The sequence below is a fragment of the Cryobacterium sp. SO1 genome (assembly GCF_004210215.2).
Lineage (GTDB): Bacteria > Actinomycetota > Actinomycetes > Actinomycetales > Microbacteriaceae > Cryobacterium.
The window spans coordinates 3,895,278-3,913,366 of the sequence record NZ_CP067394.1; the positions used below are offsets into that span (position 1 = coordinate 3,895,278).

16 protein-coding genes are annotated in these 18,089 nt (G+C 59.4%); 8 read left to right on the top strand and 8 right to left on the bottom strand.

The window, feature by feature from the left end; all coding sequences use genetic code 11:
- The first annotated feature begins 387 nt into the window (after positions 1 to 387).
- Together BJQ95_RS18515 and BJQ95_RS18520 are read left to right on the top strand one after the other, a co-directional pair.
- Positions 388 to 5,148 (top strand): type ISP restriction/modification enzyme, encoded by a 4,761-nt coding sequence (locus BJQ95_RS18515; RefSeq protein ID WP_130176727.1) that lies wholly within the window; start codon positions 388 to 390, stop codon positions 5,146 to 5,148.
- Between the two features lie 9 nt (positions 5,149 to 5,157).
- Positions 5,158 to 7,515 (top strand): AAA family ATPase, encoded by a 2,358-nt coding sequence (locus BJQ95_RS18520; RefSeq protein ID WP_130176726.1) that lies wholly within the window; start codon positions 5,158 to 5,160, stop codon positions 7,513 to 7,515.
- A gap of 67 nt (positions 7,516 to 7,582) precedes the next feature.
- Here the strand turns inward: BJQ95_RS18520 and BJQ95_RS18525 are convergent, their stop codons facing one another.
- Positions 7,583 to 8,722, bottom strand: coding sequence for a hypothetical protein (locus BJQ95_RS18525; RefSeq protein ID WP_130176725.1), 1,140 nt, complete (start codon positions 8,720 to 8,722; stop codon positions 7,583 to 7,585).
- Between the two features lie 89 nt (positions 8,723 to 8,811).
- Positions 8,812 to 9,381 carry a recombinase family protein gene (locus BJQ95_RS18530; protein WP_130176724.1) on the bottom strand — a complete coding sequence of 190 codons (570 nt, stop codon included), beginning with the start codon at positions 9,379 to 9,381 and terminating at the stop codon, positions 8,812 to 8,814.
- A 232-nt stretch (positions 9,382 to 9,613) separates the two neighbouring features.
- Here BJQ95_RS18530 and BJQ95_RS18535 point away from each other — a divergent pair, with 232 nt between their 5' ends.
- Positions 9,614 to 10,165 (top strand): hypothetical protein, encoded by a 552-nt coding sequence (locus BJQ95_RS18535; RefSeq protein ID WP_130176723.1) that lies wholly within the window; start codon positions 9,614 to 9,616, stop codon positions 10,163 to 10,165.
- Between the two features lie 352 nt (positions 10,166 to 10,517).
- On the opposite strand, the gene BJQ95_RS18540 is transcribed toward BJQ95_RS18535, so the two are convergent.
- The 3 genes from BJQ95_RS18540 to BJQ95_RS19610 form a co-directional block, all read right to left on the bottom strand.
- Entirely contained in the window at positions 10,518 to 11,366 is an 849-nt protein-coding gene (locus tag BJQ95_RS18540) for a GTP pyrophosphokinase family protein (protein ID WP_130176721.1), read from the bottom strand.
- A 599-nt stretch (positions 11,367 to 11,965) separates the two neighbouring features.
- Complete coding sequence (locus BJQ95_RS18545; RefSeq protein ID WP_130176720.1) at positions 11,966 to 12,625, bottom strand: protein rep; 660 nt, start codon at positions 12,623 to 12,625, stop codon at positions 11,966 to 11,968.
- A 149-nt stretch (positions 12,626 to 12,774) separates the two neighbouring features.
- Positions 12,775 to 13,044 carry a helix-turn-helix domain-containing protein gene (locus tag BJQ95_RS19610; protein ID WP_205750052.1) on the bottom strand — a complete coding sequence of 90 codons (270 nt, stop codon included), beginning with the start codon at positions 13,042 to 13,044 and terminating at the stop codon, positions 12,775 to 12,777.
- Positions 13,045 to 13,171: 127 nt separating this feature from the next.
- Here BJQ95_RS19610 and BJQ95_RS18550 point away from each other — a divergent pair, with 127 nt between their 5' ends.
- The 3 genes from BJQ95_RS18550 (at position 13,172) to BJQ95_RS18560 (ending at position 14,266) form a co-directional block, all read left to right on the top strand.
- On the top strand, positions 13,172 to 13,588 hold the full coding sequence (locus BJQ95_RS18550; RefSeq protein ID WP_130176719.1) for a hypothetical protein: 417 nt from the start codon (positions 13,172 to 13,174) through the stop codon (positions 13,586 to 13,588).
- 109 nt (positions 13,589 to 13,697) lie between these two features.
- A complete protein-coding gene (locus BJQ95_RS18555) occupies positions 13,698 to 13,991 on the top strand; it encodes a hypothetical protein (RefSeq protein ID WP_130176718.1) in 294 nt (97 codons plus the stop codon).
- Positions 13,991 to 14,266, top strand: coding sequence for a hypothetical protein (locus tag BJQ95_RS18560; RefSeq protein WP_130176717.1), 276 nt, complete (start codon positions 13,991 to 13,993; stop codon positions 14,264 to 14,266). Before BJQ95_RS18555 ends, BJQ95_RS18560 begins: the two co-directional genes overlap by 1 nt.
- Positions 14,267 to 14,463: 197 nt before the next feature.
- Here BJQ95_RS18560 and BJQ95_RS18565 read toward each other — a convergent pair whose 3' ends face one another.
- Positions 14,464 to 15,570, bottom strand: a complete 1,107-nt coding sequence (locus tag BJQ95_RS18565; RefSeq protein ID WP_256041463.1) for a Gfo/Idh/MocA family protein — start codon at positions 15,568 to 15,570, stop codon at positions 14,464 to 14,466.
- A gap of 41 nt (positions 15,571 to 15,611) precedes the next feature.
- Positions 15,612 to 16,583 (bottom strand): aldo/keto reductase, encoded by a 972-nt coding sequence (locus tag BJQ95_RS18570; RefSeq protein WP_130176715.1) that lies wholly within the window; start codon positions 16,581 to 16,583, stop codon positions 15,612 to 15,614.
- A gap of 123 nt (positions 16,584 to 16,706) precedes the next feature.
- Between BJQ95_RS18570 and BJQ95_RS18575 the strand changes: the two genes are divergently transcribed.
- A complete protein-coding gene (locus BJQ95_RS18575) occupies positions 16,707 to 17,171 on the top strand; it encodes a MarR family winged helix-turn-helix transcriptional regulator (protein ID WP_130176714.1) in 465 nt (154 codons plus the stop codon).
- A 51-nt stretch (positions 17,172 to 17,222) separates the two neighbouring features.
- On the opposite strand, the gene BJQ95_RS18580 is transcribed toward BJQ95_RS18575, so the two are convergent.
- Positions 17,223 to 17,579, bottom strand: coding sequence for a hypothetical protein (locus BJQ95_RS18580; RefSeq protein ID WP_130176713.1), 357 nt, complete (start codon positions 17,577 to 17,579; stop codon positions 17,223 to 17,225).
- 213 nt (positions 17,580 to 17,792) lie between these two features.
- Between BJQ95_RS18580 and BJQ95_RS18585 the strand changes: the two genes are divergently transcribed.
- Positions 17,793 to 17,993, top strand: coding sequence for a hypothetical protein (locus tag BJQ95_RS18585; protein WP_130176712.1), 201 nt, complete (start codon positions 17,793 to 17,795; stop codon positions 17,991 to 17,993).
- Positions 17,994 to 18,089 lie beyond the last annotated feature (96 nt).

The following is an 18,089-nucleotide window of genomic DNA, read 5'->3' on the forward strand; positions in this document are numbered from 1 at the left end:
CGTCGTCGGTTTGTTGGAGACCGTTTCCAACGCGCTGGACCCCCGACCCTTGGAGGTCCACTCGCGCAGCCCATTGGTGCACTGCGTCTTCGGGAGACTCCCACAGGTGATCATGATGGATCTCGTCGACGAGTGTGATGCTCGCTCCGTCCGCAGTGATGTAGCCCTCTTCATAGCGCGCAACCCATTCGCTCATTGAGCCCTCCCTCTACGCAGGGTGCCAAAGCCTGTCCCTCTAAATGGCGACACTGGACAGATTGTGGACAGCCGGCCAGGCCGTCGACTTGTGGAGAAGGCTCCATGCCCGTTCGGGGGTACCGGGGCTACCAAGGTCGTCGTGAGCGACCGATACCTTGGCAGTACAGGCAATTTTGAAAGAGGCGCTACATGGTCGCGAGCATCCACGACATCCTTAATGAGCTGAGGTCCGTCTCTTACGACGAGCGTGACAAGGGTGACCGCTTTGAGCGGCTCATGCAGGCGTATCTCACGACGGAGCCGCAGTACGCGCAGCTTTACAGCGATGTCTGGATGTGGACGCAATACCCTCAGCGCGGTACCAGGAAGGACACCGGCATCGACCTGGTTGCTCGCGCTCTTGACACGGGCGAGCTGACAGCGATCCAGTGCAAATTCTTTGACCCGTCTACAACGGTCACCAAGCCAATGATCGACTCGTTCTTGGCTGCGTCTAGCAAGAACTTTGACGGCAAGCCGGAGTTCACCGCGCGAGTGGTGATCTCGACGAGTGACACCTGGGGCAGCAACGCTGAGGATGCGATCGAGAATCAGAATCCGCCAGTGCAACGCCTGCGCGTTCAAGATCTAGACGATTCATCCATCGACTGGGGACAGTTCTCTCTCAGCACGCCGGGGAGGCTAACGAAGAAGGCTACCAAGCAGCTGTTCCCTCACCAGGAGAAGGCAATCGCCAAGGTCGTGACCGGCTTCAAGTCGGCTGACCGAGGCAAGCTCATCATGGCCTGCGGCACGGGTAAGACCTTCACGAGCCTGAAGCTCGTCGAGCAGCTGGTTCCGCGCGGCGGCACTGTGCTGTTTCTAGTGCCGTCGATCTCGCTGCTGTCCCAGACTCTGAAGGAGTGGACAATCGAGTCCGCCATCCCGCTACGCTCTTTCGCGGTGTGCTCAGATGTCAGTGTCGGCAAGCGCAAGAACGACGAGGACATCCCTATCGCCGACCTCGCCTACCCAGCGACGACGAACACCACCAAGTTAGTGGAAAAGTTCTCCGAAGTATCCGAGAGCTTCGACGGGATCACCGTGATCTTCTCGACCTACCAATCCATCGACGTGGTCGCTCAGGCGCAGGGCAAAGGCATCCCCGATTTCGACCTCATCGTCTGCGACGAGGCCCATCGCACCACAGGCGTGACCCTCGCGGGTGAAGAAGAATCGACGTTCGTCCGCGTTCACAACCAGAGTTATATGAAAGGCAAGAAGCGGCTCTACATGACCGCCACTCCGCGCATCTACGCAGATGCAAGCCGGTCGAAGGCTGAAGAGGCTGGGGCCGTGCTTACCGACATGGACAGCCCTGAGTTCTATGGCGAAGAGTTCCACAGACTCGGCTTCGGTGAAGCAGTCTCCATGGGTCGCCTCACCGACTACAAGGTGCTCGTTCTCGCCGTTGACGAGTCCTACATCTCCACGCGCTTCCAGCGTCTCCTGGCCGACGAGAACAACGAGTTGACCCTCGACGACGCGGCGAAGATCGTGGGCTGTTGGAACGGTCTCTCAAAGCGTTCTCTCACGCCGGAAGAGTTCGCCCTCGACCCGGAGCCGATGAAGCGAGCAGTCGCCTTCGCGCGGAATATCACGGAATCGAAGAAGATCGCCAACCTGTTCGAGCGGGTGGTCGAGGCCGAGATCGACGCGCTTGATGAAGACTCCGACTCTCTTCTTAGCGTTGAGGTTCACCACGTTGACGGCACCTACAACGTCCTGAATCGAAACAAGGAACTCGACTGGCTCAAGCAGGACCCCGGGGCGGGCAATGCTCGCATCCTGACCAATGCCAAGGTCCTCTCTGAAGGCGTGGATGTCCCCGCCCTCGACGCGGTGATGTTTCTCAACCCCCGTGATTCCGTCGTCGATGTCGTCCAGTCGGTGGGCCGGGTGATGCGCAAGCTTGAAGGCAAGAAGTACGGGTACGTCATTCTGCCCATCGGGGTCCCTGCAGACATGGACCCCGCGACGGCTCTGAACGACAACAAGAAATACAAGGTCGTCTGGCAGGTGCTACAAGCTCTCCGCGCCCATGACGAACGCTTCGACGCGATGGTAAACAAGATTGACCTGACCAAGTCCACCCAGGGCAAGCTCTCCGTCATCGGCGTTGGAGGAGGCGGCAAGGGCGAAGACAAGGACAAAGAGGATATAAACAACGGGGCGGTCACCCTCGACTTCCCTGCCCTCGACCAATGGCGAGACGCCATCCTCGCCAAGATCGTTCAGAAAGTCGGCGAGCGCCGCTATTGGGAGAACTGGGCAAAGGACGTGGCCGGCATCGCATCTGACCACATGACCCGCATCAAAGCCTTGGTTGAAGGCTCAGACGCTGCCTTGCATGACGAGTTCGCCAGGTTCCTCAAGGGTCTGCAAGATAATCTAAATCCCTTCATCACGGAGCGCGATGCAATCGAGATGCTGTCCCAGCACCTCATCACCAAGCCTGTATTCGACGCCCTCTTTGAGAGCTATGCCTTCAGCGACCACAACCCCGTCTCGCAGGTCATGCAGCGAATGATCGACGCGCTGGAAGAACAGAACCTCGACAAGGAGACGGAAAAACTCAACAAGTTCTACGATTCCGTTCGCACCAGGGCTGCCGGAATCACGGATGCCTCGGCGAAGCAGCAGATCGTCAAGGAGCTGTACGAGAAGTTTTTCCAGACAGCGTTCTCAGGAACGAGCGACCGACTCGGCATCGTGTATACCCCGAACGAGATAGTCGACTTCATCATCCACTCCGTCGATGACGCCCTCAAGACTGAGTTCGGAGCCAGTCTCTCCGACAAGGGCGTCCACGTACTCGACCCGTTCACAGGCACGGGCACGTTCATCGTTCGTCTACTACAATCCGGCCTCATCAAACCCGAAGACCTCGCCTACAAGTACCGATACGAGCTACACGCTAACGAACTCGTGTTGCTTGCGTATTACGTCGCCGCGATCAATATCGAGGAGACTTACCACGACCTCGCCGGTGGCGAGTATGTCCCGTTCGAAGGAATCGTCCTCACCGACACCTTCCAGATGAACGAGGCCGACGACGAACTCGACAACCACGGCGTCTTCCCGGAGAACAACGAACGCGCCGAGGTCCAGAAAGCCCTGGATATTCGCGTCGTAGTGGGTAACCCTCCCTACTTTGGCAAGCAGCGATCTGAGAACGATCAGAACCAAAGTTTTAAGTATCCGGACCTTGATGAGAAGATCCGAACGACATATGCGGCTAGGTCGTCCGCTACCAACAAGATGGGGCTGTACGACTCTTACATCCGGGCGGTGAGATGGGCAACTGACCGCGTCGGGGAGCAAGGAATCGTCGCCTACGTTTCAAACGGCAGCTTCATTGAGACCAATTCGATGGACGGTATCCGCAAGTCGCTCCAGTCAGATTTCAGCTCCCTCTACGTATTCAACCTGCGCGGAAACCAGCGTGGTGATTGGCGTAAGGAGGGTGGGAAGGTCTTTGGCGAAGGCAGCCAATCGACAATCGCCATCTATCTCTTTATAAAGAATCCGGGACAGACCGGTGCCGGACGAATCTTCTACAAAGATATTGGAGAGGGCCTGAGCCGCGAGGACAAGCTCGAGACGATTCGTCGATTCGGAACCTATCGCGCTATTGAATGGTCAGAGATCTCACCGAACACGCAGGGCGACTGGATCGCCCAGCGAAGCACAACATTTGACACCTTCCCCGCCCTTGTGTCGACAAGCGACAAGACCCAGCCTGCATTTCTGAGGAATTACAGCATGGGCATTGGGACTTCTCGGGACGCTTGGGTATACAACTTCAGCAAGAAAGCTCTGCTCAAAAACGTTGAAGCGACGATGAATACGTTCAACGAGGAAGCGGAGAAGTGGTCGAACAGCGATCGCTCCGTCCAGGCGCAGGACTTTGTCGGGCGCGACCCTAGAAAGATAAGTTGGTCGTCGAGCCTCCTTCCCAAAGTTGCAAGAGGCCTACGGTTGGAGCTTCAGCCGTCCCGCGCAGTGATCGCAAGTTACCGTCCGTTTACGCGTGAGTGGCTCTATTTCGATCGAGATCTGAATCATCGGGTCGGCCGAATGCATGCAGCCTTCCCCTCCGAAGAGGTTGAGAACTGGGGTTTCTACATACCTGGCCTGGGAGCAACCAAACCGTTCTCGACGCTTGCGCTCGAATCACCGCCAGATCTGAATCTATGGGGTTCTGAAGGCGGTCAATTCTTCCCCCGCTACACGTTCGATGAGCGACCGAGCGAGGACGACTTACTGTCCGCACTTGACGAAGACGGACCGCGATATCGACCAATTGACAACGTCACCGACGAAATTCTGGCTGAATACCAGAAGAGCTTTGGACTCGAAGTCACGAAAGACGATGTCTTCTTCTACGTGTATGGCGTACTGCACAGCAAGAGTTATCGCGAGCAGTTCGCGAACGACCTGAAGAAAATGCTGCCGCGCATCCCGAAGGTCAGAGATTTCAGGGCGTTCAGCGATGCCGGACGCAAGCTCTCGGCACTGCACCTCAACTATGAGACGGTCGACCCGTATCCGCTCGACGAGCTGCGAAGCGTGAATGCAAGCTACCGCGTGGGGAAAATGAAGTACGCGAAGTCAGGACGCGCCGCAGATAAGACCACCGTCATTTACAACAGCGGCATCACCGTCTCGGGAATCCCCGAAGAGGCGCACGAGTATGTGCTCGGCTCACGTTCCGCAATTGACTGGATCATTGAGCGCTACGAGGTGAAGACCGACAAGGCGTCGGGGATCGTCAACGACCCTAACGACTGGGCCGAAGAGCAGGACAACCCTCGCTATATCCTCGACCTGCTTGCACGCATCGTCACCGTCAGTCTCGAGACAGTGAAGATCGTGAAGTCCCTTCCGCCCCTAGATCTGGTCGAGTAGGCGCGTTAGATGCTTCGTAGCTTCACCACCAGTGCGGCCTTTCGTGGACTTAATTCGAAACCCTTTGATCACGCTGGATCTGCTTGCTTGCTGGGCCGACGTACGGTCATCTACGGGCGCAATGGAAGCGGTAAGACCACATTTTCGGAAGTGCTACGCCTGGCGTCAAGCGGCGGTGATACCGAAGGTGTAACGACGACCGCGTCGATCCGCAGAGAAGGCTCGACAAGTACAGTTCAGATCGGCGATCGAGGATTCCCTTGGGCGCTCTTCGTCTACAACCGTTACTACGTTCAAGAGTCGCTTGGCCTTTTTTTGGACGGATCAGGCGAGTCACCGACCATTCTGAAGCTCGGCGCACCCAACGTCTCCGCTGCGCGCGATCTTGAGCGCGTGCGCTCATCCCTCACCACGCTAAAGCAGCGCCGGGAGGGTCTCACAATCATGAAACGGTCGCTCGCTGCCCAACGCGAGACGACTGAGAAGGAAGTGAAAAGTGAGGTCATCGCCGCACTCAGCGCGAGCGACCCGGCGTTCTACAATCCCACGAGGTTTCAGGTCACCTTGGCCAAGGCTCGTCTTCACAATTCTTCCGCAGTCTGTCTAAGTCCAAGCGAGCTTATGCAGGAAACTGAGATCGCCAAATCTCCGCTGTCGAATCGCGCTGCTTTACCGGAGGCTTGGCCGACTCTGGCAGAGAATCTCAAGGAGACAATCAACGACGAGTTGTTGGGCGTAACTGTGGAGTCGGAGTCGATTCCTCGCCTAGCGGCAAACACAACTCTCGCCGACTGGATCGAAGCCGGCGTGCAACTGCACAAGGCGGACGACGCTTGCATGTTCTGTCAGGACGGGACCGTTACAGTCGAAGCGTTGGGCGCGTATGCACGACACTTCAGCGAAGCCCTGGACGCCCTCCGGGAGCGCCTTAAGAATGCAGTCGTGTACCTCTCTGATATTCGCGATGCAATCAAAGCTTGGTTCCACGCTCTCCCCACTGCAGACTCGCTCCTCGTAAACCACCGAGGCGATATCCAGAATGAAGTGACAAGACTCCTGGAGCTCGGAACGGCGCTCCAAACACAGATTGAAACCGCCATCTCTCGTATCGAATCGAGGCTGGCCGACCCTCTCAAACCCCTCAGCACTGAACAACTTCTCACCGCCGATTTTCTGGAAGCTAACGCCACCGAGCTACTGCGGTTGATCAACGAGAACAATGCGGCATGCAGCAAACAAGCAGAGCGAAAGAAGCAAGCTCAGACTGCCGTAGAGAATCATTTCGGCGCAGCCCACGGAGTTGCATACAGGCGCTGCGAGAGTCGACTTGTGCTCTCGGATCGAGCGGCTTCAGCTCTCGACCGGCGCGAGAAGTCTCTCCAAACGCGAGCTGGCGTACTTGAGGAAGTCCAGGAAGACACGGGTCGTATGGCGAGCGAGATCGACGCAGATCTTCGGGAGCATTTCGGACACGGACATCTCAGAATCTCAGTGTCCAAGGATAGGAAGGGCTACTTGGTCCAGAGAGGAAACAAAGGAGCGAAGCGGCTGAGCGAGGGCGAGCGAAACGCGATTGCATTCGCGTATTTCCTCCGGTCGCTTGAGAGCGAAGGCATCGATCCCGCACAGACGATCGTCGTAATTGATGATCCAGTGTCGAGCATGGACAAAGAGTCGCTCTTCGCAGGCTTTGCTCTCGCCGAGGAACGCACAGACCTGTTTGCCCAAGTCGTCGTGCTCACCCACGACTACGAGTACTTCCGTCTCCAACTCGGACAGCGCGCGAACGCCCGGAAAAGCTCAGAGAAGAAGATACGCGAAAACAACTCGAACGAGCGCGCGTTCCCAGCGGTCTCCATCCTGGAGATCCGCGCATCGGTGGACCCCACAAGTAACAGTCGCGTCAGCACGCTTCGAAAGATGCCTTCGAGCCTTCTGCAGCACCCTAGCGAGTACCACTATCTGTTTCTCAAAGTGGCTGAGGCCGTCCGAGACGGCGACCATGAAACGCTCCCACTCCTGGGCAACGCTGCCCGAAGGCTCCTCGAAGGTTTCATCTCGTTCCGGGCACCAAACGGAAGCAGCTTTCAAGAGAAAGTCGATTTGATCACGCGGGCGTCTTCAATCGACAGCGTCCTATCCCGCCGAGTAGTTAAATTCATGCATAGTCAGTCACACAGAGAAGAACCGCGCCCAACCTCTGCCCTGGACTTTCCTTCAGTAGAGGCAGAACTGAGGGCGGCGCTCGATTTCATGCGCCGCGCAGACGGCTCCCATTTTGAGGAGATGTGCAAGGCCGTCGGTGTCGGTCACACGCCCCTCCTAGCGGCACTGGGAACCGATATAGCGAAGCGCCCAGCGGCCTAGCCAACTCTGATCGATCGCTGTCGTACCGTCCCTCGGGGGCTCAGATGGCTGCAGCTTCCTTCTCGTCTCAGACCAGGAGATCACCGAGAATACAAGCAACCAGAGGAAGCATCCGTCGTCCGTTCGCTGCATATTCGTGGGCGAGGTCGAGCCGAGCGCCCTTGCGGTAGACGCGCCCCTCGATGCTCACGAGGGCCACAGGACTCTCATCGCGCAGAAGCGCCCAGAAGTGTGAATTCGGCTCCTGCCACAGGCCAATCTCCGGAGTGGATGGGAAGTCCTCACGCGCTCCAGGGAAGCCGTCGGTGAATCCATGCACCTCGGGATCGCCAGGCCACCATTCATCGCCGGAGGTGTCAATGAAGTCGTTTCTCGCGTCCCAGACATGCCGGTCATTCACCGTCATAGTGAGAAGTGTCGCGATGAATCGGTAGGCGAGGGCCCGCGGAGCGCTCTTCGCCTTCGTCGTTGTCGCTAACTGCGCGGCATGCTCAATACGCTTCACCATTTCGTGCGGATTCGGGGCGCTGAGGGCCTCCGCCCATGTTCCGATCCTGGTCATCTCCGGTGCGCCGTTGTGTCCGTCGAGGATCTGCACCTGAATCGTGCCCGCCCTGTTGAGCATGACGTGAGTCAAGGCCTTGCCATGCGGCAATGTGAAAGCCGCAAGAACGTCGTACTGGCCACCGCCTGGATGGCTCTCGTGCAGGATGAGTTCAGGATGCCGTCTGACCAGTTCGGCACCTACCCACCAGCTCTGGGCGAGAATGAAACGTTGAGCCGGTTGATTTTCTCTTCCTTGCCCTTCCCCTTCTTCTTCTTCTTCTTCCGAAGCGTCAGGGGCTACTTCTAGACTCTCAAAATCTTCTTTTGTTCCTTCTTTCTCACCATCAGGGATCAGAATCTTCTTCACTGGGTGAGCCACGGCGAAAAATAGGAACTGCACCTCCGCGAGTACCGTGGCCATTGGCTCGTCGGACTCAATCGCACGCCAGCTCGCTCCGTACGTGGACCCAAATTCAACTCTCTTCTGGACCCAATGGGGCCACAGCATATTTGCTGCTTCGGTCTCGGCTTGACCGCCCCCTTTTCGATGGCTCTCCATCTCGGCGGGGTAGAACGACACACCACCCTCGCTCCAGATCCCTACTGGAGCCTTGGTTGCGTGGTCATCTATCCAGGCATAGTGCACTGCGTACAACGTCATGAACGATCCCCCATCGCTTGTGTCCATAATTGCGCCCAGCCACGGATTGCGCCAGCAATTTCAACGCGGAGGTCGAATCTCGCTCGGCCCTATGAGGCCGTCGGATTTGCTGACAAGTATCGGTACACCGTTGCGGTGCCAACCCCGAGCATGTCGGCGATCTCCGCAACCGTGTGGCTGCCAGATTCATAGAGGGTCCTGGCGGTGTTGGTCTTCTTGACGTCCAGGACCTTGGGGCGACCGCCCACTCGTCCCTGCGCCCTTGCCGCCGCAAGGCCAGCGCGGGTGCGCTCGATGATGACATCTCGCTCCAACTGATTGAAGGCTGCGAGGACGGTGAGCATTGCCTGCCCCATCGGACCTGTCGTGTCGAGTCCCTCGGTGATACTGCGGAAGCCCACTCCGTTTGCTTTGAGCTGGTCGATCGTCTCGAGGACATTCTTCGTACTTCGTCCCAGGCGATCCAGCTTCCACACGACGAGTACGTCGCCCTCGCGCACGTATTCGAGCGCCTTGTCCAGCTCTGGACGTGAGGCGAGTGTTCCGCTTACGCCGTGGTCCCTGAAAACTTTCGTTATCCCCGCATCAGCGAAGGCCTTGTCCTGAAGCGCGAGGCTCTGATCCGCCGTGCTTACCCGTGCATATCCAACATCAACCATGGGACTCCTCCGGATTATCAATACTGGTCTATCATAACCCGTAGAGGCCGGTGAATAAAGAGATGAGTTTTGAGAGACTGATCCGCACGGTTTCCGCCCGTCTGAAGCCCCTCGACCTTGTCGCAGAGAAACGACCATTTCTGAGAAGAAATGAATCGAGCCCAGATGAGGGCATTTCCCATTCTGCTGGTCACCGTCGTATGCCGCCGACAGGAGCCAATAGCCTGTGCGTATGACATTCGATACCGTCTTCGCCGATGCAAGTGCGGGAGTTGCTGCGGCAGCCGCGATCTTCGTGGCCGCGAATTTCCGGCCCACTGTTCGGTGGACTCGTCGGCTCAATGCGGATTCAGCGATTGCCAGTCAACTACCTTCGGGTGCCGAGAAGACGGAGTTCGAAGCCTCGGCACTCCGCCAGGCTCAACGTCTGGTCAAATATCGGGCCAAGATGACCGGAACGAACTTTGCAGTGTCCAGCGTTGCACTCGGCGTGAGCGTGATCTGGCTGATATTCGTGGCCGTCCTGCTCGTACTCATAATTGGGGATGAGGGGAGCTTGTTTAACCTGATCAGAGGAGTGGAGGTGTGGTTCTACCTCGGGTTGATCGTTTCACTGGCCTATATCGTCTGGCAGTCATCTGGCCTGATCACTGGACGACTATCAAAGATGGATATTCAGACACCTGTCTCCGAGGACAGCCAACCAAGCTCTTGGTGGTTCCCGAGGTGTCGGCCACGGCATGTCCCTCGTACGGTGAATGTGCGTGTTAGAAACACGGCCTAGTGGCGAATCGAGTCAAATCTAATTGGCTTAGATCGGTCGCTACTCACTGCCCAGTTCAGCTCGCGCATGCAGAATGCGAGAAACATGCGCTGACCCTCGCCTGCAGGGTTATGACTGTTATGCAGGCTATGCGAAAAGCCGTTCGCGTCCCTCAAAGTATCGCGAGTGAGTCCTCTTGACGTTATCGAGTGATTCGCTGTTCAGGGACGCAATTTCGATGTCGAAATCGGTCCGCTCATGTTCAAGTTCCAGCCTCCGCAAAAGCGCCTGCTTGTGACCGTCCGGACCTTCAAATTCCTGAACACTCCAGTCTCGCGACTTTCTGTTGTAAATGACGAGATAGCCCGGCATGTCATTTCCCTATCTTGGCGTTGATCAAAGCTTCGCGAATATTGGAGAGGCCCAGGCGCACTTGTGACTCACGCGCTTCGTATTTCTGCTGTAGTTGATCCAATCTAGCCCGCTTTGCTTGGCTCTCCCTGTATGACTTGGTGCCCTTCCGCAGCAGAATCGGAAGTGTTTTTGGAGGGGTCTCTGCAATTTGCAGCTCAAGCTGCTGAATCGCTTGCGCTTCCTCTTCCAAATTGGCGATGTCACTCGTGGAGAGATTTTGTAGACCTTCAACGATTGCTTTCGGAACCGACTCTTCAGGCATTTCGCGATATCGAATCCCTCGACCGAATAGGTCTCCGGCCGCCTCGTACATATTCGCCCATTCGCCCTGCAAATGAGTGCGAATTTGCACTTCGACTGGGCCGCTCAGCATTAGCCAAAGGTGCACTGCTCGATAACCGCTGTGAGCATCATTGCGGAGGTCGTGTAAGCACGGTGGCTCCGGTTCGTGCCTGAACAGGCCGGCAATCGCATTCGCAACGGCGTCCTGCTCGCTGAGGGTCATCTCGGCTTCAAATCGCACGCCTGCCAGGTCCTGAATTGTGCCAAGAGACATTCGAGGGTGACGCACCAACTTCTCGCGCAGAGTGTCGATCGTTTTCGCTCTCGATGTGACCTCTGGTACGCGCGCACCCAGAAGAGGTGTCCAGTCGATCTCCTGAATCTTCTTCTGGACGCTTGAGTTCAGTTCGTTGTACCAGACGATGACTTCGTCGAAGGAAGGAACGTTCGCAGGGAGCGGTTCGCCGGACCGAATCGACTTCCCCAGTCTCTTGAGTTGGGTGTTTGACCAGGGACGTTGATCCATATTTCGAACCTATCGGGCCGAATCAGGCAGCAATGGCGATTCGGATGTCTGGCAAAGAACGTGCCGCAATCGACACATGACGCGCACGCGAATGGTCCCCCGAACGCGCAAGCCGCCTCGCCAGCACGTTCCCGAAGACGGTCGGCCTCATTGCGCACTAGTCGACCTGGAGCATGGGGCTGGTAACACTCGGCTGTGGGTGAGGTGGCAGCGCCGCGGGTCTGCGTCGTCTCCGAAGGGGAGGCACAATTCAGCGGATTCAGCGCGTCCAGCACCTAGACATCAAGCCCAACCGATCGTGTCTAAGTCGTAGACAGCGACACAACTTCTGCCTCCGTGTCTAGTGGTTGGACGGGCATGCATGTAGTGGATGTTTCGGCTACCGCGTCAAAGTCCAATCGAGGAGGGCATCAGTGGTCTCGCCCGCCCACGGCAGACTCCAGGTCGCCACATGTAATCAGCGGATTACACAAATCGTTGGCCTTCGGATTACATTCCTTTTTGAAAACGAGCAACAGCCCTGTTTGAATCCGCAGCCAGCACTCCGACTGCATCCTTCAGAATTCGATCACACCAACTCTGCGGGACGGAAGCTTCGGCTAACTCTTCCCACCGGGGCCACGGAAGGCACCGCCGGTGGCGCGCCAATTTCGGCGCTTCTTCTGTGCGAAGAACTTCGCGAACTCCAGCCAGAGATCGGCTGCATCCGCGTCGCCCTTCTGGTACTCCGCCAGGATCTCGGCGAGGGTCTGGTGCCCATCGCGCTTGGAGGCGGTCATGATGCCCTTCGTGGCGTATTTGACGCTGCCGCGTACGTCAGAGTGCACCTTGACGTCCTGACCCCGCAGGGACGCTCCTACGCCCTTCTGCCGGGCCGCTTCGCACCAGCGGATGGGCACGTCGATGAGCAGGAGCGCAACCTCTGCGTGGCGGCTCGTTTCCAGAAACAGCAACCAGTGCGTGTGAACGTGCCAACCGGCAGCAGAGTGTGTGATTTCCGTTTCGCGCATCCAGGCGCTCGTGCGCTTCGTGAGCCAGCGGTTGGAGAGAAACTGTGTCACGACCATACGCTGTGCCTCCCAGCCTTCGTCGAAGGTGCCAAAGCTCTCGGTTGTACTTGTCCAGGCGATGGCCTCGTTGTAGGTGAGCGCCAGCGGCTGGACACTGCGGCGGGTGCTTGCCGTGACGCGGCGAGCGCACCATGGACAGAACCTCCGCTTGCAAGGGTTACGTTTGCTGCAGTGCTTCATTGCTTCCATCTCGCTGTGCTCGAAGATGAACTGTTGAAGAGCTGCAGTGAGAGGGAGAACACTTTTAGGTCTGTCATTGAGATGGACAGAGAGTGAGGATCTATTGAACTGGACCCGATGCGTGCCGCCCTCTGGCGGTGGGATGACCATCGACAGAGCTAGACCGAGATTGCCGGTCGTCGACCCGCGTCAACGAAGGCATCGAGGTCCCGAGTGTCGAACCGTACGAGGTGGCCGAGCTTAACGAAGGGGATCCTGCGGTCTCGTACCAGGCGTCGAACGAAGTGGATGTTGACGTGCAGGTATTCAGCCGCCTCAGGGACGTCGCGGAGCCTCGGATTCTGCGGAGAAGAAGTTGGTTTCATATCAAGTGCTACGCCGCTGAAGCTTGATCGACCACCGTGACTACGAGCGGTTGTGTCCAGCATTCAAAATGCCCACGACAAAGCCCCCACGACACAATCCCGAGTCGCCCGCACGTAGGTCCAAAGCACTAACTGCTAGGTCAATTGCCGTCCGACCCGACAGAATAGAAATGAGAGCAGGGGGGCGCTCATGGATTTCGATTACTACGTCAAAGAGGACATCGGCAGGCTATTTCGGTGGGCTCCAGCAACCAATCGCCAGGAGCGGTGGGACGACAGCACCAGCACATGGATAAATGTCGCTCCCCACCTCGCTGACGATATCTTTTCCGGTCGGGTAGATCTAGACGAGATCACTGCCCACAAGGCAAAGCAGGACTATCCGAGAGCATTCGGCGAACATCTATTCCTCACCGTAGACATGATGAATAGGATCCAGGTCGCCATCGCGCAGAAGACCACTGTCGAGGAGTTCATCGCCGACTACCCGGTCCCCAAGGCCGAACAGGCCGCAGTAGAGAAGTTCTACGCTGACCTCCACAAAGAAATATCGGAGCGCAAGCTGGCCCCCGGTCAGTTCTGGGACGTCTCCTCCGAGTGGAGCTGATTTAGGAGCTGAAAGCGGTCACTCTCGCCACCCACCCAGGACTGCCCCTTGAGGAGCGGCTCATCTCCCAAGCTGGCTCAAAGACGACGATCACGAAGGTGAAGACACTATGGCCCAGCAAGTGAGTCTGGAAGGCTTCTACGCGGCCTTCCCCGCCCGTGCCGCGTATGTCCTCCCTGAGGGAAAGGAGCACTTCGAGGTCGTGCACTTCGAGGTCAAGGACGAGCCGGTTATCGGCCTGCTCGGCTGGGCACTTCCCAACAAGGACATCGTTCTCATCCCCACTGCCATCGAGATCCGGGACGATGGCTGGGTCCTCACGACCCACGAGAGGCGGTACCTCTTGAAGCCAATGGATCAGGCCAAGGCCACGGCCATAGAAATCGCGATGGAGGACTTCTGATGCTGTACCTAATTCAGAAAACAATGGTCGGAGAGCCGGTCGGCATCCACAGCGAGGGCGGCCAGAGCTACTTCTGGCCTGGCCGCGACCAGCAGGCCGGGCTCGGCAGGGCCATTGCGGGCACCAAGGGAACCAAGGTCCCCTGGGACGTCTTCGTGGACCACAAGTCGGGAGCGGTGAACCACCAGATGTTCTGGGGCGCGGCTGACTCCGACACAGATCTTCAGTCCACTCTGAACCAAGCGCGCGACAAGTACTTCGCTAACCACAGCTAAATCCCGTGCCCTTCGCGCGCCCCTAAGGGCGCTAAATAGGGGCACACAGCGCTAAACCGCGCTCAATACGAACCCTCAGCTTCGTTGCAAACACGCGGAACTTAGGGCATCCTGACAGAGCTTGGATCTAATTCCCAAGCTGATAGCGCGGGTTCGATTCCCGTCATCCGCTCCACAAAGCTTCATAACGCCCCTGCTCATTGCCGGACGCCCGTTGTGGCGGCCTGCTGGACGCGAGCGACCAGGCGGCTGTTGTGAGCGGCGCGATCAAATCCTGGGGTCTCATACGTCCCGTTCCGGATGTCACGGGCCAGGCTGGCGTACACCTCGCCGACGTTGATCGACGCGCCGTTCCAGATCGCTGCCGCCGTTGGACCGGTGCCGTTCGCAACCGGCGCATCGGGCGCGGCGAAATCCACGCTCGACGTCAATGTCAGGTCACCGACCTGCACGCCCGCCGGGTGGTTGCCGGTCAACCTCAGCCACCCTTCCGCGCCACGCACCTGCAGGTCGAAAACGGCGTCCGGCACCGGGACGCCGGCCAGGATCTGGATGTTGACCGGCGCCCCGGAGACCGTCTTGACGATCGCGTCCAAGTGATCGGGCACCTCGCGAACAGTGGTCTCGCCGGTGTCCGCAAGCGTGACCTCCGGCCAGAGGAGTTCCGTGCGCGCATCAATGTCGGTGATGTCACCGAGCACGGTCTCGACGATCTGCAGGACGTGCCCGACAGCAATCTGCATGAAGCCGGCGCCCGCCGCGGCCTTGTCGAAGTACTCGTACGCGCTCATCGACTCCGGACCGTTGCCGAAAGTCGTGCCTGTGACCCGTGCCGAGAGCACCTGGCCGAGACCTCCCCCGGCGATGATCTCTGCCGCGCGACGCACGGAAGGATTGAGCGCGCCCTGCAGGCCGATCGCGGTGTGCAGGGATCCTGCGGCGGCCGCCATCTCCTCAGCTTCCTCGAGTGTTGCACCCAGCGGGGACTCCGAGTACACGGCCTTGCCCGCCGCGAGAGCGGCAAGAACAAGGTCGCGATGGGCGGGAACCTTCACCGCGACGGTGATCACGTCGATCGAGGGATCGGCGATCATTTCCAGCGGGTCGGAGAACCAGCGCTCGGCGCCGAAAGCCTCGGCCGCGGCTCGGGCACTCTCCTCGTGGCGCGTTGCCACCGCCGCCAGGATGAGGTCAGGTTGCGCGGCCAGCGCGGGGATGTGAGAGGCGGATGCCCAGCTCGCCTTGGTATCTGCACCGATGATGCCGACCCTAATCTGCTGTCCTGTCATGATGTTCAGTTCCATTCCTGTGGTGTGTTTGGTGTGGTGTGTGTCGGGCGTGACGGTCAGCGGTTGACGGTCATCATGTCGCTCTCCTGGTGGCGCTGACCGGAGGGAGCCGGTACAGCGTCCAGTCGGGCGAGCTGCTCCACGGTCAGGTGCACATCGACCGCTGCCGTGTTCTCGTCGACCCGCGGGATCTTGGTCGTGCCCGGGATGGGGGCAATGTCCTCGCCCTGGGCGAGCAACCAGGCCAGGGCGACCTGTGCCGGGGTTGCGCCGACCTCCGCGGCAATCGCCTGCACCTCGTCAGCGATGTGCAGATTGCGTTCCAGGTTGCCGCAGATGAAGCGCGGATTGGTGCGTCGCCAGTCGTTGTCGTCCAGGCCGTCGAGCGAACGGATGTGACCGGTGAGGAATCCGTGTCCGAGCGGGGCGTAGGGCACCAGGCCGATCCCGAGCTCGCGAAGCACGGGGAGAACCTCGGCCTCCGGATCACGCGTCCACAGCGAGTATTCGGACTGGACCGCAGCCAACGGGTGCACAGCATGGGCGCGGCGGATCGTCGTGGCGCTCGGCTCGCTCAGTCCGATGTGCAGGACCTTTCCGGCGGTGACCAGCTCGGCGAGCGCCCCGATGGTCTCCTCGATGGGGGTGTCCGGGTCCACCCGGTGCTGGTAGTACAAATCGATGTGGTCTGTTCCGAGTCGCTTCAGCGATCCCTCAACCGCCAGGCGGATGTTGGCCGGTGTGCTGTTGAGTCCGGAGTGACCGGCGTGTGACACAGTCCCGAATTTGGTGGCGAGGACGACCTGGTCACGGCGATCCCGGATCGCCCGACCGACCAGTTCCTCGTTGAGGAACGGGCCGTACGCCTCGGCGGTGTCGATGTGGGTGACCCCGAGGTCGAGGGCGCGATGGATCGTGCGGATCGAGCTGGCGTCCCCCTGTCTGGCGCCGGTATAGAACGCGGACATCCCCATGGCCCCGAAGCCGATGCGTGAGACCCGGAGATTGCCTAGCTTGCTGGTGTTCATATCTCTTCCGGTCCTGGTGGGGCGCCTGTCTGCGAGCGTCTCGTCTGAGCCGCCCCAACTTGATGCATCAACAACCACCATATATGAACTTGATGCGTCAATAACGTTGTGTAGGGTGGTGGAATGGACGAACTGGGGACGAGATGGCTGCGCGCCGATGAACGGGAGGCCTGGCTCGCCAACTCCGCGTTGATGATCAGCCTGCCGGCGGCGCTCGATGCACGGATGCAGCGCGAGTCCGGAATGACGTTCTTCGAATACATGGTCCTCTCCGTCCTGTCCGAGGAGCCCGACCGGACAATGCAGTTGAGCCACCTGGCCGCCCGGACAGCGTCATCGCTGTCGAGGTTGTCTCACGTGGTCGGCCGGCTGGAGAAGCGCGAGCTGATGTCCCGCGCTCGTATCCCCGGTGCGGGCAGGCGCACCAGCGCAACCCTGACCGATGCCGGCCTCGCGGAAGTCGTGGCCGCCGCTCCCGGGCATGTCGCAGCGGTGCGTGAATATCTGATCGACCGGCTCGAGCCTGACGAGCTGGCAGTCCTGCGCCGCATCGGGAGCGCGGTCGATGCCGCCATCAGCGGTCGGTGACTTCTGAGCCGGTAGTGGCGCTCTCGTGACCCCGGCCCGGGAGATCCGCGATCACTCGGTGCGGAGCTCGTCCGGCGCGGGGAAGGGCAGCCGGTAGCGGTCGCTGTTGGCCCCCACCGCAGACGCGGCACCGTACTCGTCGGCCACGACGGTGATCCCGTCGCCGCTCGCTTCGCTGATGCGCACGGGTCGTTCGGTGCCGTCCGGCAGCCGCAGCAGGTACCGATCGGCGAGAAAGCCGATCCCCAGGTCCTCCAGAATCTCCTCGGCCGCCACCCAGTCGACCGGCTCCGCAGTCACCCAACGACCCAGGCGATCCACCGGGCGGAAGCCGTCGCCCTCTGGCACGATCCAGCCCACCGGCTCGCGATCCTCGCGGCGGTGTTCGATCCAGTGCTCAGGCAACATGATCCCCGACGCTATCAGGCGACCCAGCGCTAACCGGCGGCGTTCGGCAGCTGCTCGGGGCAGTCCCCGCCCGGCTCCGTTGCAAATTCGAAGTGCCACATCTCGTTAGCGTAGATCTGACAGAGCCCGTAGTCGGCGCCGTGCTGGCTCAGCCAGCTGTCCGCATCCGTTCGCCCGATCACCGCGCAGAATCTCCTGAGCACCGGCCAGTGCGTGATCAACCTGCCGGCCAGCCATCAGGTCGACGTCGTCTACCGGATGGCCCTGACCACCGGTCGTTTTCCGGTCCCGGCCGACAACGCGGCCGTGGGCTATCGGCACGAGGCCGACAAAATGGGCCGCGCCGAGCTGCACTCGCGCCCCGGCGACACCGTCCGGGCGCTGGCGACACGTTCGTCTTCAAGGCCCGGCTAACCCGGGTGCACGTGCACGAGTCGATCCGGCTTTGCAGCACGAAGAACCGGATCGATCCCGACCTGTGGCGGCCGCTGATCATGAACTTCCAGCGCT